Origin of the sequence: Limosilactobacillus portuensis, assembly GCF_014838735.1 — a bacterium.
In the GTDB taxonomy this organism is placed as follows: Bacteria; Bacillota; Bacilli; order Lactobacillales; family Lactobacillaceae; genus Limosilactobacillus; species Limosilactobacillus portuensis.
The window spans coordinates 1-243 of sequence record NZ_JABUXQ010000164.1; the positions used below are offsets into that span (position 1 = coordinate 1).

Below are 243 nucleotides of genomic sequence, written 5' to 3' on the forward strand. Positions count from 1 at the left end.
CATAAATGCATCGCCCTCAATAGTTAGGTGCTTGGGAATTTGGCGATGAACGGTCTTTTGTTCATTGCGCTGACTTTCTTTAGCTACCTGGCTACCTAACTCATGCACGGCATGCATCACCAAATCTGCCGTAATTCCACTATCAAAGACCAGATTCAAAATATTTGCCGTATTACGCATCGTTGTGGTCTGAGCGATTTTCGCCATCATCATTAAGTAATGCGGTGATAAACGTCGCCGTGG

1 pseudogene is annotated in these 243 nt (G+C 44.9%); it reads right to left on the minus strand.

What is annotated here, in order from left to right:
* Window positions 1-243, minus strand: a pseudogene (locus HUK49_RS11815) (ISLre2-like element ISLre2 family transposase); the annotation flags it as partial.